Source organism: Streptomyces durhamensis, assembly GCF_000725475.1.
GTDB classification, from domain to species: Bacteria; Actinomycetota; Actinomycetes; order Streptomycetales; family Streptomycetaceae; genus Streptomyces; species Streptomyces filipinensis.
Window position 1 is genome coordinate 168860 of the sequence record NZ_JNXR01000018.1, and the last position, 18289, is coordinate 187148.

18 protein-coding genes are annotated in these 18289 nt (G+C 71.6%); 12 read left to right on the top strand and 6 right to left on the bottom strand.

Annotated elements, in window-relative coordinates; all coding sequences use genetic code 11:
- Positions 1–30: 30 nt before the first annotated feature.
- Together IO33_RS0126960 and IO33_RS0126965 are read right to left on the bottom strand one after the other, a co-directional pair.
- Positions 31–2307, bottom strand: a complete 2277-nt coding sequence (locus tag IO33_RS0126960; RefSeq protein WP_031169537.1) for a TOMM precursor leader peptide-binding protein — start codon at positions 2305–2307, stop codon at positions 31–33.
- Positions 2304–2612 (bottom strand): hypothetical protein, encoded by a 309-nt coding sequence (locus IO33_RS0126965; RefSeq protein WP_031169538.1) that lies wholly within the window; start codon positions 2610–2612, stop codon positions 2304–2306. The genes IO33_RS0126960 and IO33_RS0126965 overlap by 4 nt, the downstream gene beginning before the upstream one ends.
- Before the next feature lie 292 nt (positions 2613–2904).
- Between IO33_RS0126965 and IO33_RS0126970 the strand changes: the two genes are divergently transcribed.
- The 7 genes from IO33_RS0126970 to IO33_RS0127000 all read left to right on the top strand — a co-directional run bounded on the left by IO33_RS0126970 (position 2905) and on the right by IO33_RS0127000 (position 11297).
- On the top strand, positions 2905–3717 hold the full coding sequence (locus IO33_RS0126970; RefSeq protein ID WP_031169540.1) for an AfsR/SARP family transcriptional regulator: 813 nt from the start codon (positions 2905–2907) through the stop codon (positions 3715–3717).
- Positions 3718–4404: 687 nt separating this feature from the next.
- Complete coding sequence (locus tag IO33_RS0126975) at positions 4405–5994, top strand: acyl-CoA carboxylase subunit beta (protein ID WP_031169542.1); 1590 nt, start codon at positions 4405–4407, stop codon at positions 5992–5994.
- A gap of 257 nt (positions 5995–6251) precedes the next feature.
- Entirely contained in the window at positions 6252–7517 is a 1266-nt protein-coding gene (locus tag IO33_RS0126980) for a beta-ketoacyl-[acyl-carrier-protein] synthase family protein (RefSeq protein ID WP_078963914.1), read from the top strand.
- Complete coding sequence (locus IO33_RS0126985) at positions 7514–8734, top strand: ketosynthase chain-length factor (protein WP_031169546.1); 1221 nt, start codon at positions 7514–7516, stop codon at positions 8732–8734. The genes IO33_RS0126980 and IO33_RS0126985 overlap by 4 nt, the downstream gene beginning before the upstream one ends.
- 119 nt (positions 8735–8853) lie before the next feature.
- Positions 8854–9078: an acyl carrier protein gene (locus IO33_RS0126990; protein WP_051926997.1), complete on the top strand. Its 225-nt coding sequence runs from the start codon at positions 8854–8856 to the stop codon at positions 9076–9078.
- A gap of 216 nt (positions 9079–9294) precedes the next feature.
- Positions 9295–11076, top strand: coding sequence for an acyltransferase domain-containing protein (locus IO33_RS52730; protein ID WP_063765787.1), 1782 nt, complete (start codon positions 9295–9297; stop codon positions 11074–11076).
- Positions 11073–11297, top strand: coding sequence for a DUF6059 family protein (locus IO33_RS0127000; RefSeq protein WP_157857908.1), 225 nt, complete (start codon positions 11073–11075; stop codon positions 11295–11297). Before IO33_RS52730 ends, IO33_RS0127000 begins: the two co-directional genes overlap by 4 nt.
- Positions 11298–11368: 71 nt before the next feature.
- On the opposite strand, the gene IO33_RS0127005 is transcribed toward IO33_RS0127000, so the two are convergent.
- Positions 11369–11725, bottom strand: a complete 357-nt coding sequence (locus IO33_RS0127005; RefSeq protein WP_031169553.1) for a hypothetical protein — start codon at positions 11723–11725, stop codon at positions 11369–11371.
- A 235-nt stretch (positions 11726–11960) separates the two neighbouring features.
- On the opposite strand from IO33_RS0127005, the gene IO33_RS0127010 reads away from it, so the two are divergent.
- Positions 11961–13424 carry a hypothetical protein gene (locus IO33_RS0127010; RefSeq protein ID WP_031169555.1) on the top strand — a complete coding sequence of 488 codons (1464 nt, stop codon included), beginning with the start codon at positions 11961–11963 and terminating at the stop codon, positions 13422–13424.
- 39 nt (positions 13425–13463) lie between these two features.
- Here the strand turns inward: IO33_RS0127010 and IO33_RS0127015 are convergent, their stop codons facing one another.
- Positions 13464–14126: a DUF4097 family beta strand repeat-containing protein gene (locus IO33_RS0127015; RefSeq protein WP_031169557.1), complete on the bottom strand. Its 663-nt coding sequence runs from the start codon at positions 14124–14126 to the stop codon at positions 13464–13466.
- A 262-nt stretch (positions 14127–14388) separates the two neighbouring features.
- Here IO33_RS0127015 and IO33_RS0127020 point away from each other — a divergent pair, with 262 nt between their 5' ends.
- The 4 genes from IO33_RS0127020 (at position 14389) to IO33_RS0127040 (ending at position 17296) form a co-directional block, all read left to right on the top strand.
- Positions 14389–15144, top strand: a complete 756-nt coding sequence (locus tag IO33_RS0127020) for a GbsR/MarR family transcriptional regulator (protein ID WP_037686092.1) — start codon at positions 14389–14391, stop codon at positions 15142–15144.
- A gap of 104 nt (positions 15145–15248) precedes the next feature.
- Positions 15249–16064, top strand: coding sequence for a DUF817 domain-containing protein (locus IO33_RS0127025; RefSeq protein ID WP_031169561.1), 816 nt, complete (start codon positions 15249–15251; stop codon positions 16062–16064).
- 188 nt (positions 16065–16252) lie between these two features.
- Positions 16253–16807: a hypothetical protein gene (locus IO33_RS0127030; RefSeq protein WP_031169563.1), complete on the top strand. Its 555-nt coding sequence runs from the start codon at positions 16253–16255 to the stop codon at positions 16805–16807.
- A gap of 96 nt (positions 16808–16903) precedes the next feature.
- Positions 16904–17296, top strand: coding sequence for a hypothetical protein (locus IO33_RS0127040; protein ID WP_157857909.1), 393 nt, complete (start codon positions 16904–16906; stop codon positions 17294–17296).
- Positions 17297–17476: 180 nt separating this feature from the next.
- Here IO33_RS0127040 and IO33_RS0127045 read toward each other — a convergent pair whose 3' ends face one another.
- Together IO33_RS0127045 and IO33_RS0127050 are read right to left on the bottom strand one after the other, a co-directional pair.
- A complete protein-coding gene (locus IO33_RS0127045) occupies positions 17477–17710 on the bottom strand; it encodes a hypothetical protein (RefSeq protein WP_245235897.1) in 234 nt (77 codons plus the stop codon).
- Positions 17711–17932: 222 nt separating this feature from the next.
- Positions 17933–18142 carry a hypothetical protein gene (locus IO33_RS0127050; protein WP_031169569.1) on the bottom strand — a complete coding sequence of 70 codons (210 nt, stop codon included), beginning with the start codon at positions 18140–18142 and terminating at the stop codon, positions 17933–17935.
- Positions 18143–18289 lie beyond the last annotated feature (147 nt).

The window sequence follows — 18289 nt, forward strand, 5'->3', positions numbered from 1 at the left end:
GCGGCCAGTGATGGCTGCAATTAGCCTGTTTCACACGAACAACGCGATGGGGTTCAGGTCGTCGTAACGCGTCGCGCGCGCGATGCGACCGAGTGTCACAGGAATGTCGTAGAGGCGGCCCGGCGCGAACCTCGCCCAGAAATGACGCATCCCGGGGATGATCACCTTCACCACGGGAAGTCGCACGTCAGGCCGAGTCTGGTCGAGGACCAGCAGTTCCATGCCCCGTTCCCGCACCAGACGCTCGGCCACGCTCAGGTCGTCGAGCAGGTCCTCCCGTGGTTCGCACCCGTAACTTGCGGGGGTGCGCGGCGACTCGGCCGGGTCGGGTACGAGATATGGCTGATTCCGGGTAGTCGCCCCGGTCCACCAGGAGGCCAGCTCCGGGTGGACGGAGCCGAACGCGGCGCCCACTTCCGCTTCCACCTCGGGTGGCGGGAGCAACTGCGCCATCTCGGTCACCGCGCGGCGCAGCGCCGTACGCGGGTCGAAATGCGCGCCGAACCCGAAGCAAATACGCGGGGACAGCGCGCCCTTGCGGCAGGAGACCGCCACCATGACGGGGATGCCGAAGTCCGTGGTCAGGTCGAGCACCCACATTTCGCGTCCCAACCGCCGGTAGGCGGTGCGCACCTGGGTGAGCCACGGCTCGTCGAAGGCGTCCAGGTCCACGCCGGGTTGCCGGGTGCGGTTGTACCACCACAGGCCCGCGGCGTCACGCTCGACCACTTCGAGGAAACCCTGCAGGGCCGCGTCCTCCAGACTGCTGCCGGCCGCGTTGCCGTTGGAGTCCGCCCCGATCGGCGACGGCCGCCGGCCGGGCGCGGAACCGAAGTAGAGCATCGACGTGGGCAGCAGACGGTGGGTCCCCGCGGTCACCGACCACACCGGTGTCCATTCCGTCGGTGCGTGGGGGTCGAAGGCCGGGGGCACGTGCTGGGCCGCGGCGGCCGAGCGGTTCCAGCGTTCCCGCTGGGCGAACTGCCGATCCGCGTAGAGCTGGCAGGCGTTGGGGTGCAGCGCGCTCTCACCGAGCCCCGCGAGGGTGTCCACCACGACCGGCTCGTCCCCCTGGCGGGTCGCGCTGTAGCGCTCGACCGCCTCGCACAGCGCACCGACCTCGGCCTCCAGCGGGGTGGTCCCCTTGCCGCCGCTGTGACTGCGCAGCCCGTGCCGCAGCCCCGCGAGCGAGTCGGCGTGCAGCGCCGGGTTGCGCCCGGAGAGATAGCGGTTGAGGCCGGGCGGCGTGCCCGGGGCCGACCGCAGCTCCGGTACGACTCCGGTCAGCGGATCGACGAGGTGGCGGTAGCGGCGCAGCACCGTTTCGGCGGACAGGGCCCGGTGACCGCCGCCGGACGTGGCCGACTTCAGCCGGGAGACGAAGGACACCGGGCGTCGTACGCCCGCCGCCACCAGGCCGGGATCGCCGCACTCGGGGCACTGGGGGCGCCGGGCCACCGCGTGGTGACGCGTGCGCAGCGTGCGGGTGTCCAGCGTGCACAGGGCGGCCTGCTCCGCGTAGCGCATCCCCGCGACCCACTTCATCGTCTCCAGGACGGCGCTCTGCAGCCCCAGCGCGCGGACGGACGCCAGATAGGCCCGCGGAAGCGGCACCGGGCCGGGCAGTCCGAGCACCCGCTGCACCGGCCCTTGAGTGGCGCGATGCCCGCGCAACCGGTGTGCGAGGCACGACCAGCAGGCTGCGTCGGGGACGCCGAACACCGGACCCACCCAGGCCTCGACACCGCACGGCTTGGCCAGCAGCCAGGGCCGGCCCGCGGCTCGGTGTCGCGCGTCCACGCCGGCCAGCATCGGGTCCAGGTAGTCCTCGCACACGACCAGCGTGAACGCGGCGGACCGCTCGTCGGCGGCCAGCGTGAGACCGGAGGCGAGGCACTCCTCGCGGATCGGGCCGGCGTCCGCCCGGCCGAGCACCAGGACCTCCACCGGCGTGCCGCTCAGCGCCGCCTGGGCGCCCGAGCCGCTCAGACCGGCCAGTTCCCAGTACGCCTCCGCCGCCGCATCCGCCGACGGAGCGCGATAGCCGATGAACTGCGCCTGGGCGAGCGCGGCGATCGTCCGGCCCGCCGCCCCGACGTCCATCACGGTCGCGGCCTCCTGGAGAACGGCCTCCAGGGTCCGGGTCCCGTCGAGCAGCGGGGCGACGGCCTCGACGTGCGGGCCGTGCAGGGCGGTCGTGCCGCGCTCCGACAACAGGTACACAGCCTCACCGCCGACGACCTCGACGCGCAGGTGGGGCTTGAACCCCACCTGCGGTGCCGTGACGGGTACGGAAGATCTGCTCATGCGGCGGATGCGGCGGCGTCGTACTGCGCGTCCTGCCAGCAAATAGGGGGATTGGTGCTGTAGGTGACACCGGTGTCCGTCACGTCCAGGTCCTCGATCACCAGCGTGCCCTGACCGGCCCCCACCAGATACACCGGCTCCGCCGCCGCGAGTCCGAACTCCGCGAGCACGGACACCGGATCCGTGAGGTAGCGCTCGGTCAGTTCCGGTTCGAGGCCGGCGCGGGCCGTGAGGAGCGCGATGTCGAGGTACTGCGGGGGCGTTGCCGCCGGGCGGGCCGGCGCGGGGATGATCAACGTGCTCATGGAACCCTCCAGAGTCATGAGTGTTGAGAAGCGCTGCGAATCGGGAATCCGTTCGGCTGTCCCGCGACTCGAATTCTGGGGGGCGTGGTTTCAAGCCGCACAGTGCGGGCGTCACCATCGCGCTATGACATTTTCATAGGCCTCTTCATGACCCGCGCACTGTGGCTCGAACCCGGCTGCTGCGAAGCTTTTGCCTTGCTCGGGAGGCGGCGACCGCCGGTCCCTCGGCCGACGGCACCGCCCGCGTAAGACGGGGGCGGGCACCGCCCGCGCGAGACGGGAGAGTGATCACATGGACATCAAGGTACTGGGTCGGCTCACGGCGGAACTCAACGGGGTGTCGGTGGTGCCGAGTGCCGCCAAGCCACGGCAGATTCTCGCCCTGCTCGCCCTGCAGACCGGACGCGTCGTCACCGTGCCGACGCTGATGGAGGAGATCTGGGGCGAGGACATACCCCGCAGTGCCGCCACCACCCTGCAGACCTACATCCTCCAGCTCAGGCGCAAGATATCCGCCGCCCTGGAGGGCGACGAGAGCAGGCAGCCCAAGGACATCCTGGTCACCCAGCACGGCGGCTACCTCCTGGAGGTGCAGCCGGGGCAGATCGACGTCCAGGAGTTCGAGCAGCTGTGTGCCTCCGGCCGGGACGCCCACGAGGCGACCGACTACCGGACCTCGGCGGAGCTGCTGCGCAGAGCACTGGACCTGTGGCAGGGGCCGGCCCTCGTGGACGTACCCGTCGGCAGCGTCCTGGAACTGGAGGCGCTGCGGCTCGAAGAGGACCGCATGGCGGCGCTGGAGCTGCGCATCGAGGCCGATCTGCGCCTCGGGCGGCACGCCGAGATCGTGCCCGAACTGCGGGTGCTGGTCGCCAAGCACCCCATGCACGAGAACTTCTGCGCGCATCTGATGACCGCGCTGCACCGCTCCAACAAGGCCTGGCGCGCCCTGGAGGCCTATCAGCGGCTGCGCGGCTCGCTCGTCGAGGAGCTCGGTCTCGAACCGTCGCCCGGACTGCAGCGGCTGCACCAGTCGATCCTCTCGGCGGACCCGTCCCTGGACGCCGAACTGCTCCACCAGGTCCCCACCACGGCGGCGGGCTGACCCGCACGGCCGACCGAGTCTGCGCCTCCAGTGGACGGCGCCCGGGTCGATCGCCTGCTCCACGAGGCTGACCGGGTGTCCCGCCCCTGCCCGTGGCCGGCCGCGCGCACGCCTCGTATGGCCGAAGTGGGCCGCCACCCGCGCCGACGACCCCCCACGCGACCGAGGCCGACCGCCCCCGCCTTCCCACCCCGGCCGCCCGGCGAGCCCGTCGGTGAAGCACATCGGCTGCCGGCGCCGGCAGCACCACGGAGCCGGCGGTGCCGCACTCCCTGAGGGGCGCGGGGAACTGCGCGATCGGCCCACGAGGGCTGGCAGGCGCGCACGATCTGAACCCTTTGAGGGGGCGGGGAACTGCCGGATCGGCCCACGAGGGCCCGCACGTGCACACGGCCTGAAGCCGGCGGTGTCGCAGCTCCTTGAGGGGCGCGGGGAACTGCGCGATCGGCCCACGAGGGCTGGCAGGCGCGCACGATCTGAAGCCGGCGGTGTCGCAGCTCCTTGAGGGGCGCGGGGAACTGCGCGATCGACCCACCACAGCCCGCACGTGCACACGGCCTGAAGCCGGCGGTGCCGCAGCTCCCTGAGGGGCGCGGGGAACTGCGCGATCGGCCCACCACAGCCCGCACGTGCGGCACCAGCGACGGGTTCGAGGCGGGTTCGAGGTGGCGGGCCTACGTTCGGCCGATGACGATCCTCGACGACCTCACGGTCTCCACAGCCGCCCCTGACCTGCGCCGAGCCGCCGCGGAGCTGCGCCGGATCAAAGAGGAAGTGAGCCGCGGCCCCGATCCCGAGGCCACCCGGCGCCAGCACGCGAAGAACAAGCTCACCGCCCACGAACGGCTGGCCGTCCTCTTCGACGAAGGCACCTTCACCGAGATCGAGCCGCTGCGCCGGCACCGCGCCACCGGCTTCGGCCTGGAGGACAAGAAGCCCCACGGCGACGGCGTGGTCATCGGCTGGGGCCTGGTCCACGGCCGTACCGTCTTCGCGTACGCCCATGACTTCCGCGTCTTCGCCGGTGCGCTGGGCGAGGCGCACGCCGCCAAGGTGCACAAGGTGATGGACCTGGCCGAGGCGGCCGGCGCACCGCTGGTGTCGCTCAACGACGGCGCGGGCGCCCGCATCCAGGAAGGCGTCACCGCGCTCGCCGGCTACGGCGGCATCTTCCGCCGCAACGTCGCCGCCTCCGGCGTCATCCCGCAGATCAGCGTGATGCTCGGCCCGTGCGCCGGCGGCGCCGCCTACAGCCCCGCCCTGACCGACTTCGTGTTCATGGTGCGCGAGACCGCCCAGATGTTCATCACCGGCCCCGACGTCGTCCAGGCGGTCACCGGCGAGAAGATCACCCACAACGGCCTCGGCGGCGCCGAACCCCACGCGACCGCCTCAGGCGTCTGCCACTTCGCCTACGACGACGAGACCGAGTGCCTGGAGGACGTACGCTTCCTCATCTCGCTGCTGCCCTCCAACAACCGCGAGCTGCCGCCCGCGGCCCCGGGCGCCGACCCCGCCGACCGGAGCACCGAGGCCCTGTGCGACCTCGTACCGGCCGAGCCGGGCCGCTCGTACGACGTCCGTGACGTCATCGCGGAACTCGTCGACGACGGCGAGTACTTCGAGGTCCACGAGGCCTGGGCGCGCAACGTGGTGTGCGCGCTGGCCCGCCTCGACGGGCACACCGTCGGCATCGTCGCCAACCAGCCCGCCGTGCTCGCCGGTGTGCTCGACATCCACGCCAGCGAGAAGGCCGCACGCTTCGTGTCCACCTGCGACGCCTTCAACATCCCGCTGGTCACCCTCGTCGACGTGCCCGGCTTCCTGCCCGGCGTCGACCAGGAGCACAACGGCATCATCCGGCACGGCGCGAAACTGCTGTACGCCTACTGCAACGCCACCGTGCCCCGCATCTCCGTGGTGCTGCGCAAGGCCTACGGCGGCGCCTACATCGTCATGGACTCCCGGTCCATCGGCTGCGACCTGTCCTTCGCCTGGCCGACCAACGAGATCGCCGTGATGGGCGCCGAGGGCGCCGCGAACGTCATCTTCCGCCGGGAGATCAACGCCTCCGACGACCCCGAGGCCGTACGGGCGCAGCGCATCAAGGAGTACAAGACCGAGCTGATGCACCCCTACTACGCCGCCGAACGCGGCCTGGTGGACGACGTCATAGAGCCGGCCGAGACCCGTTCCGTACTGATCCGGTCCCTGGCCATGCTGCGCGGCAAAAAGGCCGAAGTACCGGCCCGCAAGCACGGCAATCTCCCCACCTGACCTGCGCGGACACGGCGTCCACGCGGACACGAGCGGCCGTCGAGCACCTGCCCGTTCCATGGGATGCACCGGATACGGCGGCGCGTCACGAGCGGGCGGCCGTCCGGGCCGGCCGGCCGGGGCGAGACCGCATCCATGGCAGCCCCGGCCGCCGCGACACCGCAGTGCTCCGGACGAAGGGATCGACAGTGGCCCGCACAGTTCCATCCGGCAGGGAGTGCGCGAAGCACCCCGCCCCGTCGAAGGCGAGGTAGATGATGCGTCGAGTTGCCATCACCGGACTGGGCGTCGTGGCCCCTGGCGGGATCGGCGTCAAGGAGTACTGGGATCTGCTCACCGCAGGCCGTACCGCCACCCGCACCATCTCCTTCTACGACCCCTCCCAGTTCCGCTCCCGGGTCGCCGCCGAGTGCGACTTCGACCCGCTGGCCGCCGGCCTCTCCCAGCAGGAGACCCGCCGGCTGGACCGGGCCGCGCAGTTCGCGGTCGTCTCCACCCGTGAGGCGCTCGCCGACAGCGGCCTCGACACCTCCGCCCTCGACCCGGGCCGGATCGGCACCTCGCTCGGCAGCGCGGTCGGCTGCACCACCAGCCTGGAACGCGAGTACGCGGTGGTCAGCGACGGCGGCCGGGAGTGGCTCGTCGACCACACCTACGCGATTCCCCAGCTCTACCGGCACTTCGTGCCCAGCTCCATGGCCGCCGAGGTGGGCCAGGCGGCCGGCGCCGAGGGACCCGCGGCCGTGGTCTCCACCGGCTGCACCTCGGGCCTGGACTCGCTCGGCCACGCGGTGGAACTGATCCGCGAGGGCACCTGCGACATCATGATCGCCGGCGCGACCGAGGCCCCGATCTCCCCGATCACCTCCGCCTGCTTCGACGCGATCCTCGCCACCACCCCGCGCAACGACACCCCCGAGAGCGCCTGCCGCCCCTTCGACCGGACCCGCAGCGGCCTGGTCCTCGGGGAGGGCGCGGCCGTCCTGGTCCTGGAGGAGCTGGAGAGCGCCCGGGCCCGGGGAGCGCACATCTACGCCGAGATCGCGGGCTTCGCCCAGCGCTGCAACGCGTACCACATGACCGGCCTCAAGCCGGACGGCCGCGAGATGTCCGAGGCCATCGACGCCGCCCTCGCCGAGGCCCGGATCGACCCGTCCGCGATCGACTACATCAACGCGCACGGATCCGGCACCAAGATGAACGACCGCCACGAGACGGGCGCGTTCAAGCGCAGCCTGGGCGAGCACGCCTACCGGACCGCGATCAGCTCCATCAAGTCGATGATCGGGCACTCGCTCGGCGCGATCGGCTCCCTGGAGATCGCCGCCTGCGCCCTCGCCATGGAGCACGGTGTGCTGCCGCCCACCGCGAACCTGCACGAGCCGGACCCCGATCTCGACCTCGACTACATCCCGTTGACCGCCCGTGAGAAGCAGACGGACGTCGTTCTCAGCGTGGGCAGCGGCTTCGGCGGCTTCCAGAGCGCGATGGTCCTCGCGCGACCGGAAAGGAGCATCGCATGACCACGACGACCGTGGTGACCGGCCTCGGCATCGCCGCGCCCAACGGTCTGGGCACCGAGGACTACTGGAAGGCGACACTGGCGGGCGAGTCGGGCATCGGCCCGGTCACCCGGTTCGACGCCACGCGCTACCCGGCCCGGCTGGCCGGCGAGGTGCCCGGGTTCGTCGCCGAGGAGCACATCCCCAGCCGGCTCATGCCGCAGACCGACCACATGACCCGCCTCGCCCTGGCCGCCGCGGAGTGGGCCCTGGAGGACGCCGGCATCGACACCGGGGACGTGCCCGAGTACGGCATGGGCACGGTCACTTCGGCGTCCGGCGGCGCCGTCGAGTTCGGCCAGCGCGAGCTGCAGAACCTGTGGAGCAAGGGCAAGGAGCACGTCAGCGCCTACCAGTCCTTCGCCTGGTTCTACGCCGTCAACACCGGCCAGATCTCCATCCGGCACAAGCTGCGCGGCCCCAGCGGCGTGCTGCTGACCGAGCAGGCCGGCGGCATCGACGCCATCGGCCAGGCCCGCCGCCATGTCCGCAAGGGGTTCCAGGCGGTCGTCTCCGGCGGTGTCGACGCGGGCATCTGCCCCTGGGGCTGGGTCCCGCAGCTCGCCGCCGGCCTGATGAGCACCGAGCAGGACCCGGCCCGGGCGTTCCTGCCCTTCTCCGCCGACGCGAGCGGATACGTGGTCGGCGAGGGCGGCGCCATCCTGGTGGCCGAGGACCTCGCGGCGGCCCGCGCGCGCGGCGCGTCCCACGTCTACGGCGAGATCGCCGGGTACGCCGCCACGCTCGACCCCGCCCCCGGCTCCGGGCGCCCGCCGGGCCTGGTCAGAGCCGTCCGCACCGCCCTCGCCGACGCCGGGCTCGCCCCCGCCGACATCGACGTCGTCTTCGCCGACGCCGCCGGTGTCCCGGAGCTGGACCGCGCCGAGGCCGAGGCCCTGGCGGAGGTGTTCGGCCCGGGCGCCGTACCGGTGACCGCCCCCAAGTCGTCCACCGGGCGGCTGCTCGCCGGCGGCGCCGCCCTCGACGCGGCCACCGCCCTGCTGGCTCTGCGCGACGGGGTCATCCCGCACACCGCGGGTGTCGACGCCCCCGCCGCCGACTACCCGATCGACCTGGTCACCGGGGCACCCCGGGAGGCGGACCTGCGCAACGCCCTGGTTCTCGCCCGCGGTCACGGCGGCTTCAACGCGGCCCTCGTCGTCAGCCGTACGGCGTGACCACCGCGCACCACATCCCTCGTCACACCCTGAGTCAGGCACCACACACATCACCCAACGGAGGACCCACCGTGACCACCACCACGAGCACCACCGTCACCCTGGCCGACCTGACCCGGATGCTGCGCGAGAGCGCGGGCGAGGAGGAGGGCATCGACCTGGACGGCGACGTCCTCGACACCCCGTTCCTGGAACTCGGCTACGACTCGCTCGCCCTGCTGCAGGTCATAGGCGAGGTCCAGCGCACCTACGGCATCAGCGTCCCGGACGACGCGGTCGTCGACGCCGAGACCCCCCGTGCTCTGCTTGAGCTCATCAACTCCGGCCAGGGCAGCGAGGCCTGAGCCGGACGGTGCGGGCCGCCCCGATTCCGGATCCCCCGCCGCCAGGGGCGGCCCGCACTCCTCTCCCGACCCGCACCCCCTCGACCCCTGCCCCCGGACCCGACTCCCCCCGGACCCGGGTCTTTCCCCCCGACCCGACTCCTCCCCCCACCCCTGGTTTCCTGTCGATCCTTGCCCCACCGGCCGCGGCGGTCCGCGGCCCACGAGGAGGTACCCATGCCGCTGACGGCTGACAGCGCGGTGATCCGGAGGCTGATGGTCCGTCCGGGTCCCGCCGGAGAGGACAGGGCGCCCGTGCCGGCGTCGGCGGCCGCGGTCTCCGCGGTGCTGCGTGCTTTCGGCCGCTCCCCCCGCGATCTGCCCGTACGGACCGTCGTCTACGTCGGTGCCCACGCGCCGGACCCCGCCCTCGCCCCCGAGCACGAGGGCTTCGCGGTGCGCACCGCCTCGGCGCCCGGCCGCGCCCTGCGCCTGGCCCACCAGGAACTCCACGACGGAACCGCCGACTTCGCGCTCGTCGCCGGTTTCGACGAGCCCGAGGCCGGGACCATCACGGTCTACGCGGTCAAACGCGCGGCGGAGGCGGTGGCCGACGGCGACGCCGTCCTCGGCGTCCTCGGCCTCGCCACCGCGGACCCCGACGCCGCGCCCGAGCTGACGCCCCTGATCCACGGACACCGCGCCACCGACCCGGGCCGGCACCGGCTGCTGCTGTGGTCGGGCCGGGACGAGCAGGACGAGCAGCGGGTGCGCGGCGAACTGCTGCCCCTGCTCTCGGGTCTGCACCACGAGGCGTTCCCCGCACTGCCCACCGTGGTGCCGTGCGGCACCGAGCCCGGACCGGTGCGCGGCGCCGCCGTCACCGTCGCCGCGCTGGCCGCCGCCGCGGTGCACAAGGCGCAGGCGGTCACCGCGAAGCGGCCCCGGCCCGTCGCCCTGCTCTTCCCGGGCCAGGGCTCCCAGCACCACGCCATGGCGGCCGGCCTGTACGGACGGGAGCCGGTGTTCACCGCCGCCTTCGACGCGGCCCTGGCCCACATGGGCGCCGAGGGCCCGCGGATCCGCGCCGACTGGCTCACCGACGGCCGGCCCCTCATCCCCGTCGACGACGTGCGCCGGGCCCAGCCGCTGCTGTTCGCCGTCGACTACGCGCTCGGCCGCATGGTGATCGGCTGGGGAGTGCGCCCCACCGCCGTGCTGGGGCACAGCGCGGGTGAACTCGTCGCCGCGACCATCGCCGGTGCCGTCGCCCTGCCCGACGCGGTCGCCATGGTCATGGAACGCGTCCGCGAGGCGGTGAAGATCCCGCCCGGCGGCATGCTCGCGGTCGCCGCGGAGGAACACCGCCTGCGCCCCTACCTGCGCGACGACGTGGCCATCGCCGCCGTCAACGCCAACCAGCAGACCATGCTGGCGGGTTCGGCCGAGCCGCTCGCCGAGATCGCCCAGGCGCTGCGTGCGGACGGCCTGACCGTGGTCACCGTACCGGCGACCAGCCCCTTCCACTCCCCGGCGATGGCCCCCGCGTCACGGGCGGTGGAGGAGGCCTACCGGAACATCCCCCTCCGTCCGCCGACACTGCCGTTGTACTCCGGCTACACCGGCGAGCTGCTGCGTCCCGAAGAGGCGGTCAGTCCGCGCTTCTGGGCCCGTCAGATCACCGACACGGTGTACTTCAAGCAGGCCCTGGAGTCCCTGCTCGCCGCCGACGACATGCTGCTGATCGAGGCGGGCCCCAGGCAGACCCTCACCGCCTTCGCCCGCCGGCACCGCGCGGTGCGGCTGGGTGCCAGCGCCGCCGTACCGCTGCTCCCGGGCCGCCCGGGCACCGCGGAGGCCGACCGCCAGTCGGTCCTCACCGCGGCGGCCAGGCTCTGGACCGAGGGCCACACCCCCTCCCCGGTCGCGCTGTCCGCCCTGTGGACCTGGGGCGCCGGCCCGCGCACCGCCCACGAGACCACCGCCGCCACCCCACGACTCGCCGTGGTGACCTCATGAGGAGCACCACGGCGACAACGGTCCTGCGCGTGCTGAAGGTGATCTACGGCACCCTGGTCGCGGCAGGCCGCATGTACGTCTGGATCCCCCTGACGGACCTGTACCCCGACCCCTCCGGCCCCCCGCCCCATCACCCCGAACGCCTGCGCCCCGACCTCCCCCTGAGCGCGTACGAACGCGCCCTGGAACGCGAGCTGACGACGGAGGGCCGGGTGAGCTGAGCCCCCCGGCACACCCGGGAGCACCCCTCGGAGCCCTGCACAGGCCCCTTCGAGGGGTGCTTTCCGCACCCCTACTCGCTGGTCATCGCCACCGTCGCGCCGTGTGCCGTGGTGACGGTCAGGAACACCGTCACCCTGGCGCCGAAGGCATTGGAGACATCGAGGGTCTCGCCGCCCTGCGCCCCGATACAGCCGAGCGTCATGCCCGTCTGCGCGGGGACGTCCAGGACCAGCCCGTCCTGCGGTCCGGTCGACCCGCTTCCCCGGAACTGACTCGGAGGCGTCAGGACCTGCACGCCCCCTTGCGAGGTTTCGACGTTCCGGGCCCAGATGTACAGCAGAAAGTCCTTGTCGCTGGTCACATGCACGACGCTCTCGTGGTCACCGAGACCGAAGTACCCACGGACGACGTGGTCGCCATTGGCCATAGCGGAATTCCCTTCCGGGCCGTACGACCGGCCGTGGCCGCCGGCCCACACGACGCTGCTGATTCGGCGGCTGTGGACACTGTGTCCCGTGGCGCCGTGCCGGTGAAGACGCGTGCCGACCGAGCGGGAGTGCAACCGGGGGCGTGTGGTGGCGAACCCTCGCCGCGGCATCTCCTGCGCGCCGCGCGCACAAGGGAGTTGACAGGGCCAGGACGTGACGCCAGAGTCCCGGCTGATGGACACAAACGATCTCACGTCTGCCGAGCTGAGGGTCTGGCGGGCCTTCGCCCGAGGTGAGGAGGTGGACTTCCGCACCTCGGACGACGAAGACCCGGCCCAGGGGGCGGACTGGGGACCCGGCCGGACGGTCCGGGCGGTCGTGTTACGGGCCCTCCTCCTCAACGGACCGACGGAGGACGGGGAGATACCGGCCCTCAGACTGGGAGGCGCGCGCATCACCGGCGTACTCGACCTGCAGTACGGCGTGATCGACCATCCCTTACGGCTGAGCGACTGCTTCTTCGAGGACGTGCCCCAGCTGTACGCCTCCCGGCTCCGCCACCTGAGCCTCAGCGGTTCCGTACTGCCCGGTCTGGCCGCCGCCGCCCTGCGCGTGGAGGGCGACCTGCACCTGACCGGCTGCCGGTTCCCCGGCCAGGTCCGGCTCGGCGGCACACACATCACCGGGACGCTGTTCCTGGACCGGGCCGAGATCACCGCACCGGACACCACGCAGCCCGCGCTCCTGCTCAACCACGCGGCCATCGGCGGGGATCTGCGGGCCCCCGGACTCCGCACACACGGCGCCGTCGACCTCACCAGCACCTCGATCGCCGGCTCGGCCAGCCTCGACGACGCACGGCTGAGTCACCCCGGCAGCTTCGCCCTCGACGCCCAGACACTCCTGGTCGAAGGCGACTTCCACATGCGGGGCGTCCGCACACAGGGCTGGATCGGCCTGCGGGGCGCCCGCATCACCGGACGGCTCGACCTGTCCTACGCGACCCTGTCGAACCCCGGCGACGCCGCACTGCGCGCGAGCAGCTGCGCCATCGGGGAACTCTGGCTGCGCAAGGGCCCGCCCATGGAAGGCACCCTGAATCTGCGCCGCGCCCAGATCGAGGTGCTGTTCCTGGAACCGGAGGCGGTGCCGGAGGAGGTGCTTTTCAACGGGCTCGTCTACACCGACCTCACACCGCACGAACCCGCCGAACGCCGCCTGCCCATGCTGGAGCGCGACGGCGACGGCTACCTCCCGCACGACTACGAGCAGTTGACCGCCGCCTACCGCCGGGTGGGCGACGACCACGCCGCCCGCCTCGTCCAGCTCGCCAAGCAGCGCCGTCTGCGGGGCACCCGGGCCTGGTACGGCCGCCTGTGGGGCTACGCCCAGGACGCCACCGTCGGCTACGGTTTCCGTCCGCTGCGCGCCTGCGCCTGGCTGCTGTCCCTGCTGGCCGTCGGTTCGCTCGCGTACGCCCTGCACCACCCCCGCCCGCTCAAGGTGTCCGAGGCCCCGCACTTCAACCCGGTCTTCTACACCCTCGACCTGCTGCTCCCCGTCATCTCCTTCGGCCAGGAGGACGCCTTCGCGCCGGACGGCTGGTACCAGGCGCTGTCCTACGCCCTCATCATCACCGGCTGGATCCTTGCCACGACGGTCGTCACCGGCGTGACCAGGAACGTCAGCCGCCAGTGAGACCGTGCGCGACCTGCCGGCCCGCGGTGGGGCCACGGCTCAGAGACTGCGGGCGGTGATGTCGCCGTGGGAGGTGGTGGCGCGGATGTCGAGTTCGGCGGTGCCGTCGTTCTTGAGGGCGTTGCTGACGCGGCCGTAGGCGGTGCCGGCGTCGAGGGTGGCCGAGACACCGGTGGCGGCGCCGACCGTGATGTCGCCGGACTGGCTGCGGAGCACGACCGTGCCGCGTACGGCCTCGGTGATCCGGATGTCGCCGCGTGCGGTGCTGATCTCGGCGGGGCCGTTCAGCCGGCCGATCTCGACGTCGCCGTCGACGGCGGTGAGGCGCAGGCCGGCGGTCTCGTCCAGTTTGATCTGGCGGTAGGCGCCGTCGAAGGCGACGTCGCCGAGGCGGCCGAGGGTGCGCAGTTCGGCGGCGGCCGCCTTGGCCTCGATCCGGGATCCGGCGGGCAGCTTGACCGTCACCTCGATGGCTCCGGAGGGGCCGAGGTACTGGTTCTTCATGGCGGTGCGGATGTGCAGGACGCCGTCGGCGTAGTCGACCGTGGTCTGCTCGGCCGCCTTGACGTCGCGGCTCTTGGAGGCGTCGGCGGGCAGGACCTCGACCGAGGTGTCGGTCCGCTGCGCGGCGATGAACTGGACGCGTCCGGCGGGGATGTCCAGGACGGCGGAGATCGGGGCGGGGGTGTCGAACTTCTGCATCGTGCTCTCCTCTGTGGGTGCTGCTCTCTGCTTTCCGAACACTGGAAAAGCTACGTTGCTTTCTGACTTGTGGCAACAGATCTATTGCTCAGAATCCCCATCTATGCAGCTCACAGCGTCGAAATCATTGCAACGCTCTCCCGCTTAACGCAACGACAAGCGATCGGTCGTTGCAATGTATTGGAAGTGAACGCTATGGTGGAGGCGTCGGGGAACATCGAGCAGCGCCATGGAGCACCCGTGGGGCATGAAGGGGGTCGTGATGCCGGGAGGCAGGCTCACCCAGCAGGAGCGCCAGCAGATCGCGACGGGACTGGCCGACGGCCTGGCCTACGCCGAGATCGCCCGCCGCCTCGACCGGCCGACCTCCACGATCACACGCGAGGTGATGCGGAACGGCGGCCCCACCGGCTACCGCGCCGACCTGGCCCACCGCGCCACCCAGCAGCGCACCCACCGGCGCAGGCAGACCGCGCCCCCGGGAGCGCGGGCGCTCCCGCAGCCCTACGGACGCGACGCCGAAGCCGTGCGCGCGTACCAGGAGACCCTCACCACGGTCTTCATGACCTCGGGCCTGCCCAAGATGATGGCCCGGGTGCTGGGCTGCCTCTACACCACCGACACCGGCAGCCTCACCGCCTCCGAACTCGCCGAGCGCCTCCAGGTCAGCCCGGCCTCCATCTCCAAAGCGATCACGTTCCTCGAAGGCCTGGACCTCGTCCGCCGGGAACGCGACGAACGCCGCCGCGAGCGCTACGTCGTCGACGACCTCTGGTACCAGTCGATGATCCGCAGCGCCCGGGCCAACGACCAGTTCATCGAGACGGCGCGGCAGGGCGTCGGGATCCTCGGCCGAGGCACCCCGGCCGCCGCACGCCTCGAAAACGCCGCCCGCTTCCTCGACTTCGTCAGCGAAGGACTCATCCGCGCGGCGGAACAGGGCCGCGAGGTCCTCTACACCCGGACCGAGCCGACCCCGGACGACGAAGGGCCGACCGCCCCACCGGCCACACCCTGAGGCGAAGCCGACCCCAGCCATGACCGGCACACGGCTCCCTCGCTCGGCGCCGTCGTGAGATCGCCGGAGCCTTCCGGACGCGGGCGCTCGTCCTTCCGCGTGACATGTTCAGCTTCAGCGCGTACTTCACCGGCCCTGTCACCTCATCGGTTCGCCAGTTGCTCGATTTCGCCTGGGCGCAGACCCGAGCCTGCGCTTTCGCCCTCGCGCTTCTGTCCGGGGTGGCGGTGTCCACCCTGCTGCCCGGCCTCCCGGTGGCCCGGTACGACCTGCTCGTCGTCTACGGCGTGCTGCTCACCCTGCTCTTCTGGCTGCGCGGCTGGGAGTCCGGGCGGGACATCGCCGTCATCACCGTCTGCCACGTCATCGGCCTGGCTTTCGAACTGGTGAAGGTGTCCCTGGGCTCATGGAGCTACCCGGAGCCGGCCGTGCTGAAGTTCGCCGGCGTACCGCTGTACGGAGGATTCCTCTACGCGGCCGTCGGCAGTTACATCTGCCGGGCCTGGCATCTCTTCGACCTTGAACTGATCCGCTACCGGCCCAGGGCGACCGCGGCGGTGGCCGCGGCCATCTACCTCAACTTCTTCAGCCATCACTGGCTGCCCGATGCGCGCTGGCCGTTGGCCGCACTGCTGGTGGCCGTCACCGCGGGCACCTCCGCGCGGTTCACGGTCCGCGGCGTCCGCCGCCGCATGCCGCTGGCGTTGTCGTTCGTCCTGATCGGCTTCTTCCTGTGGGTGGCGGAGAACCTCGCCACCTACGTGGGCGCGTGGCGCTACCCATACCAGCTCCACGGCTGGCAGCCCGTCGGCGTGGAGAAATTCGGCGCATGGTCGCTGCTGATCAGCATCACGGTCGTCCTGGTGGCCGCCAGCCGGCCCGGTGGGAAGGCCGGTACGGGCACACCGGAACCCCGATAGTTTCCCCTTTCACTGCGCGCCGTAACGGCCGCTCTTCCCTTGCGCGAGTTTCCGGGAATGCGCAGCCATGTGGCGCATGATCGAAGTGCAGTCGGTGACGCCCGCCTCGACGATGACGGTGAAGGGCGGAGTGCGAGCCGTGACGGCCGAGCATTCCGCCGAGTCATGCGTCAAAGAAAGAGGGAACCATGACGACAACGACGGAGACCCCCACTCGGGAAAAGGCCGGGGTAGGCCAGGAAGAGGCCGGGGAGGAATCCGCCTTCGGTCCGCTCCTGCTGGCAGCACTGCTGTCCCGACGCGAAGAGCGCGGTGAGGAGTCGGGCATCGAGCACCCGCTGCTTCTGGCCGCGCTCGCGCGCCGTCGTCGTGAGGGCGGCGGTGAGGAGTCGATCATCGAGCACCCGCTGCTTCTGGCCGAGGAGTCGATCATCGAGCACCCGCTGCTTCTCGCCGCGCTCGCGCGCCGTCGTCGTGAGGAGGGCGGTGAGGAGTCGGCCATCGAGCACCCGCTTCTCCTGGCCGCGCTGATGCATCGTCGTCGTGAGGAGCGCGGTGAGTCGATCATGCACCCGCTGCTTCTGGCCGCGCTCATGCGCCGTCGTCGTGAGGAGGGCGGTGAGGAGTCGGGCATCGAGCACCCGCTGCTTCTCGCTGCGCTGATGCATCGCCGTCGTGAGGAGCGCAGCGAGTCGATCATCGAGCATCCGCTGCTTCTCGCCGCGCTCATGCGCCGCGCGTAGGAAGAGGCAAAAGGCAACACCCCTGCCCTCCGACTGTTGTAGTCCGCAGCATCGGAGGGCAGGTCCGTACGGAAATCCAAGACTTGAGGAACCGCAATGGCAGCTGCGTCAGGTGGACAATCGGATCGGGATCCCTTCGAGGCCTTCGTCGACGAGATCTTCGAGGAGATGGTGCGCGATGCCGGAATCCCGCATACCGGCACCGGTTCCAGGCAAGGAAAGGACCCGTTGGCCGGAGCCCTGATGGAAGCGGCCGTGGCGTCCCTTTCCCAGCCGCCCTCCCGTTCCTCCGAACTGGAAAGAGTGCTGTTCGCGCAGACGCTGGCGACCGCACTGGCAGAATCCCTCGCGCCCGCTCTGGCCGATGTGCTGGCCTCGGAGGTCATGAAGGTGCTGAACCATCGCGCCTCCTCGCACAGCGGAGGCACCCACGAAACCATCGGCGACGCCGGCCACCGCCGTTCTTCAGGATCCGGCGACCGCTCCTAGGGGGCCGTTCCCCTGCCGTGCGCCCTGGCCCCGACCCCCGCCGATGCGTGGCCGGGGCCCCGCGTCACAGCATCACATCTCCCTGATCCGGAAGGATCCTGCCAGCGCCGGCCGCGCACACTCCTCACCGGCCGACGGCAGGCGCACGCTTTTCCAAGCCTGCGTTCGTGCAGCCGGGGCTCAAGCAGGGGGGTTGGCCGCCAGCCGGCAGGCACCGTTCGCGGCGCCGCCCGGAACGCCGACCGCGGTCAGGCCCTTCACGCAGCCCTGCAGGTCGTTGTGCACACCTTGGGTACACGCCGTTGTGACGGCATCCGAGACTTCGACGCCCGCCTGCTGGACCAGGTTGGTGCAAGCCGGGATGTCCGCATGGGCGGCGGGGGCGGCGAAGACCACGCCGAGTGCGAGGGCCATACCGGTGAGGAGACCGGCTGCGCGGGACGACGTACACATGGGAGCCACCTGCTCTCCGGGGTTGGTCGGGACTCGCAGATTCAAGGCGCCGGACAGCGGACCGACGGCAAGGCGCGGTACGTACGTGCTCCGGGAACGGTCAAGGCCCCTTCAGCGCGCCGACGTTGCCGTCGAAGACAGCTGGCACCGCAGCCTGTGGAGCGCCCGTCTGGTCCGGCGCGCTCAGGTGATGGCTTCCGAGTGCCCGTCGGGGAACCTGCACGTGGGGCCGGAGTAGGGGCCGCCCGGGTGGACCGTTCCGCCCTGCGCCGTGCACTGTTCGGCCGAGATGGCCGGATGCGTCGATGCCTGAGCGGTGGCGGCGCCGACGGCACTCACGCCGGCGAGGGTCGCCGTGGCGAGGGCGAGCCCAAGCAGTCGTCGTATGTGCATGGCTTTCTCCTCTCCCGTCCCCTTGGTCCGCGCTTCGGGATGACCGGACTCATGCCAGGGACGCCCTACTACTCAGAATGGGTGACGCCGAGCAGACACGCGAGTCGTGGCGGGCGGCCGCCGCGACCCCTCCGACGCCGGACGGGG